Consider the following 4,348-nt stretch of genomic DNA (forward strand, 5'->3'; position numbering starts at 1 on the left):
GCCTCGTTCCTCGCCGTCGGGTGTGTGCATTCTGCCGGGTGCGGTTATCCATCTCACGCTAAGCCCTTACGCGGAGGGCTGGGTGTAGCACCGTCACCCAGGTTAACGCAAGGGTGAAATGCACGCCTGCGGCGCCCTTGCGTTCCCCCGCGTGCCGTTGCTACTTCGCCCTTTGCCGCGAAAGAACTCACCGAGAGATGACATTTAACCTGAAGGGGACCTGAAGAATGCACACACAAAACGTCAAAACCGCCGCTCCTGAATCTTCCGAAAGATGGGGGGAGACATTCAAAGGATTAGGGCGTGAGAGCTGGAACGCTGCAACAGAGGCGGCTTATTGGGAAATTCGGGCGAAATCGTTTGTTACCGCACCCGTAGAGATTGACCTGCATAGATATATGGACGTGTTGGGGACGTTGCCGCCGCTGGACTGGCAGGGTGATCGGGACAGTGAGTCGTTTAAGTTTGCAGAAATGTACTGCGGGAGCGTAACGGACATATACGCGAAGTTTGAAGGCCGGTATTTCCATCTGCGTGATGAATACAGGCTGAACCATTCCGAGATCATTAAGCGCATTAAGGAGGTGATAGGACAGAAAGACAATATACAGAAATGAAAAAAGCAGACTTTCGTCTGCTCATTCGCTGCCGGTTAGACCCTTGGAAAGTTAGACCGGCTATCAATACTCGATTGGAGTTAATGCTATGAATATCGACCCGCAGATAATTGCATCCCCCGCGCCGTTTGTAAAGTCTGAGACGGCAAAAAAACACCCGCGCATTGTGCGGGAACCGCTGAAAAGTCAGGACATTGACGCGCCGTTTAAGGCGCTGGGACGTCATATCGCCAAATGCCAGCGCAAACGCCAGTCCGTCAGGGTGCCCGCCATGCGGGGCAGTGAACTGGGACAGGTGCTGCGCACGCTGGAACTGAAACGGGCTTACGCCTGATGACCTTGCCGCCCTGTGGGGCGGCAATTCAATGACTTTTCAGAGGTGAACAATGCCGAACAAATTGATTTTTAAAGCGGAGACGCTGACGCCGGTAATTCAGGACGTGAAGAAAAATGCGTGTGAACTGTGGTTTTTGGCTGACGACGGTATTTATCTGACTGCGGCGGAAGCAACATTTATCCGAGAAAAGCGGAATATCTGTTATGCCGAAGGGTTTGATCCTGATTTGTGGGACAACGCAGGAGCGCATTTTGACGCGATTGATAGCGTGCTGGGCAACGGTGATATGTGGGAATGCGTGAAGTTAGCGCCTGAAACGCTCGATGCCCTGTTAACCGGTAAGACAGATCTAGCGATTGAGGTGACAGATAACGGGTTTGTGTTTACTGCCCGCCAGCGTGAAGCGGATAAAACAGCATGAGCCAGTTATCGTTTGATTCGCTGTTTTCCTTGCCAGAAATGTCGGAGACCGTGGCGGTTAAGCCGGTAATCGTAACAACCGCGCCGCCTGCTGATGTGGTTTCACCTTCACGGCCTGTGAGGGATAGCTCAGTTTCACTGCTGGATAATCATCGTAAAGAATTCGTGAAACTGTTCCGCGAAACTGCTCGCTATCACAACCGGTTTCAGGTGTTCAGGGATTTTGTAACGATGGCCGCCGTGGCTCTGGAAAATGCTTTTTTGCAGTGTGACGAGCTGGAGAATGAATATTTTCAGACGATTGTCGGTTATGAGAAAGACGACCTTAACCGCATGGCACGCCTGCTGGCTCTGGTGACGTCAGGTCTGGACGCGGGTATGTGCGATTTTCTGGGCTCCATTTTTATGGAACTGGAGATCAGCAGTAAGGAAATGGGGCAGTTTTTTACCCCGTTCTCACTGAGTGAGCTGATCGCGGGGCTGGTCATGGGGCAGCGCGTTCAGGAGCTGGCGGACGGTGCGCCCTATATTACCCTCGATGAGCCGACCTGCGGCGCGGGCGGTATGGTGATCGCGGCGGCTAAAGTGCTGCTCGACAGAGGCTACAACCCGCAAACGCAGTTGTTGGTACAGTGCACCGATCTGGATCCGGTGGCAGCGCGTATGTGCTACGTTCAGTTATCACTTTTGGGCATTCCCGCCTGCGTCAGGATCGGAAACTCTCTGAGCCAGAAAATCACCCGCGAAATGTACACGCCGTTCTGGTATCGCATTAAGGGCAGTCGCCGGACGTTCTGATAACAGGGCAGGGAGCAATCCCTGCTTTTTAGCTCGCCTAAAACCCGCCCGCAGGCGTTCCGCCTGCCCAATCAGAGTGACGGGGCGGCTTCGCCGCCCTCTCTCTCCGTTCTGTTCCGGGGGCTTGTCTCTCTCTTCACTTACTGTCTCTTTCTCTCCGGGCTTTCGCTCTTTTTCGTCGTGCAGCTGTTGTGCGTGATCCTGTATGTATTCCTCCTTTCAGATCTTTTCCTGGTCGTTTTTGCCACCTTAAGTCACCCCCAGGACATGGCCCCCTTCGGCTCCCGACCTGCGGCCGGTCGTCGAGCCCGACTACGCTAACCGGCAAGCCGGTAAGCTTCGCGGAACCCCTGCGGGGTTCCGGCCTGACGGCTAGGGTCTGATGGCAACCGCCAGGTCAACCCCCGCAGGCGGCTACGCCGCCGCACAGACACTGGCCGGTAAACCGGCCGCTCAGGGCGACACACCGTTCCGGCGCGCGCGAATGTGTGCATTCTGTGGGGTACGGATTACCGGAGGGCAGGGTAAACTTTGTCCTATCAGCACAACATAGCCAGCGAGTTCAGCCCGTGAATCACAGAAAAAGAGGAAGGAGCCGCCAGTAAATCTACGCTAACAATAATGAATAGTTACAACATCGCTTGTGATTTTGAAGACCTCGCGCGATCGCTTTAACTTCGGTTGGCACATAATCGTTCCTGGCAGGAAAATAAAGTGCTGCATTTCGTCGGAGCGGATTCGTATGATTTGCTTTTTATTACATGTCCAAAAATGGGAGCTTGCAAAGAAATGGATGAGTGACAGCGCGAATAGTGAAAACTATCAGTGGAAGATATTTGGAGTATTACAGTCTATATAACGGATGTTATTACATGGCCCCAGGGACAGATGAAAATTCCATCTAATTATTTTGATGGTCATGTAACTGTCGATGCAGTTGGTGTAATTGCTTCTCTTTATGCTCTTAATGCGATGATTCACGTATGTTATGAGCACGGTTTATCCGAACTTCAGGCGAGACTCACTAAACAATATTATCTATTGCGAGATTCTGCGAGTGAACATGCAGAAAGTGGTTTAATATTTGGTGCGAGTGATTGATCAACAAATTGTTTGGTCTTGAGTGGATATTTTAGTTGGCAATAGCCAAAAGGGATACCCACCGCGTTCATTAAGGAACTGGAAAAGTACTTGCATTATAGTTCTGTTTAAATAATAAGAATTATCAATGAAAAGCAGGCATTTGCCTGCTTTATATCTTATACGTTTTGGTTATTTTGTCCTTGGTAGCTATTAGTTTTTTCCGACTTAGATAGTTCTTCATCGATACTTTTGATTGCGCTTTTTAGAACCTTTGTAAAGTCTTCAGTTAAATCGATAGTTTTGCCTCTTTTCTCCAGTAATTTTTTCTTCTCAGTGTATTCGTCGATGACAGAGGAGGGACTATAGAACTGAAAACGTTTATTTGCCGTCTTTCCTTTCTCGATAATTTGTGCCATTTCTTTACCTTGTAGTGTGATACAAAAATGTATCATATTACGGGATCTGCATTCTTTCAACCGGCCATTCTGTGGAGGCAACTCCGCCTCCAATTTTGGCACTAATTTGCGCATGCGCAAATTATCGGCCTACGTCCCTTATCTGGCTCACCACATCCACCATATTTCTGCTTTCTGAGTCGTCTTATGACGATCTACTTGTTGCTGCGAAGGCGTTCTACGTTTTCGCATTGGTTGGCACCGTAACGGGTGCGGTACGCTGCTGCGCAGACGTCCCACGGTTTCGCACCGGTTGCCGCCGTTCCGGTATGCGGTACGCTGCTGCGCAGGCGTCCCACGGTTTCGCACTGGTTGCCGCCGTCCCGGTATGCGGTACGCCGCTGCGCAGGCGTCCCACGGTTTCGCACCGGTTGCCGCCGTTCCGGTATGCGGTACGCCGCTGCGCAGACGTCCCACGGTTTCGCACCGGTTGCCGCCGTTCCGGTATGCGGTACGCCGCTGCGCAGGCGCCCCACGGATTCGCATTGATTGGCACCTTTCCGGTATGCGGTACGCCGACGCGCAGGCATCCCACGGAATCGCATTGATTGGCATCGTTCCGGTATGCGGTACGCCGCTGCGCAGGCGTCCCACGGTTTCGCATTAGTCGGCACCGTAGCGGGTGCGGTACGCTGCTG

The 4,348-nt window shown here is 52.0% G+C and carries 7 protein-coding genes; 5 read left to right on the top strand and 2 right to left on the bottom strand.

The features are described from left to right. Window positions 1–227: 227 nt before the first annotated feature. From ACZRKO_RS22690 to ACZRKO_RS22710, 5 genes are all read left to right on the top strand, one after another. Entirely contained in the window at window positions 228–617 is a 390-nt protein-coding gene (locus ACZRKO_RS22690; protein WP_414058654.1) for a hypothetical protein, read from the top strand. Window positions 618–705: 88 nt separating this feature from the next. Next, a complete protein-coding gene (locus ACZRKO_RS22695) occupies window positions 706–951 on the top strand; it encodes a hypothetical protein (RefSeq protein ID WP_414058655.1) in 246 nt (81 codons plus the stop codon). 52 nt (window positions 952–1,003) lie between these two features. Then, window positions 1,004–1,375, top strand: coding sequence for a DUF3085 domain-containing protein (locus tag ACZRKO_RS22700; protein ID WP_414058656.1), 372 nt, complete (start codon window positions 1,004–1,006; stop codon window positions 1,373–1,375). Beyond that, window positions 1,372–2,172 carry an N-6 DNA methylase gene (locus tag ACZRKO_RS22705; protein ID WP_414058657.1) on the top strand — a complete coding sequence of 267 codons (801 nt, stop codon included), beginning with the start codon at window positions 1,372–1,374 and terminating at the stop codon, window positions 2,170–2,172. The genes ACZRKO_RS22700 and ACZRKO_RS22705 overlap by 4 nt, the downstream gene beginning before the upstream one ends. A gap of 888 nt (window positions 2,173–3,060) precedes the next feature. Beyond that, on the top strand, window positions 3,061–3,273 hold the full coding sequence (locus tag ACZRKO_RS22710) for an antirestriction protein (RefSeq protein ID WP_119823633.1): 213 nt from the start codon (window positions 3,061–3,063) through the stop codon (window positions 3,271–3,273). A 158-nt stretch (window positions 3,274–3,431) separates the two neighbouring features. Here the strand turns inward: ACZRKO_RS22710 and ACZRKO_RS22715 are convergent, their stop codons facing one another. Beyond that, complete coding sequence (locus tag ACZRKO_RS22715; protein WP_119823631.1) at window positions 3,432–3,671, bottom strand: hypothetical protein; 240 nt, start codon at window positions 3,669–3,671, stop codon at window positions 3,432–3,434. Between the two features lie 194 nt (window positions 3,672–3,865). After that, on the bottom strand, window positions 3,866–4,348 hold a 483-nt coding region (locus ACZRKO_RS22720), incomplete at its 5' end, for a hypothetical protein (protein ID WP_463739334.1).

The sequence above is a fragment of the Ewingella sp. C233 genome, assembly GCF_055407225.1.

What these genes read in the sequence shown, in the direction of transcription:
- ACZRKO_RS22715 (WP_119823631.1), bottom strand. Translation starts at nt 3,671, where the DNA reads ATGGCACAAATTATCGAGAAAGGAAAGACGGCAAATAAACGTTTTCAG.
- ACZRKO_RS22695 (WP_414058655.1), top strand. Translation starts at nt 706, where the DNA reads ATGAATATCGACCCGCAGATAATTGCATCCCCCGCGCCGTTTGTAAAG.
- ACZRKO_RS22690 (WP_414058654.1), top strand. Translation starts at nt 228, where the DNA reads ATGCACACACAAAACGTCAAAACCGCCGCTCCTGAATCTTCCGAAAGA.
- ACZRKO_RS22700 (WP_414058656.1), top strand. Translation starts at nt 1,004, where the DNA reads ATGCCGAACAAATTGATTTTTAAAGCGGAGACGCTGACGCCGGTAATT.
- ACZRKO_RS22705 (WP_414058657.1), top strand. Translation starts at nt 1,372, where the DNA reads ATGAGCCAGTTATCGTTTGATTCGCTGTTTTCCTTGCCAGAAATGTCG.
- ACZRKO_RS22710 (WP_119823633.1), top strand. Translation starts at nt 3,061, where the DNA reads ATGAAAATTCCATCTAATTATTTTGATGGTCATGTAACTGTCGATGCA.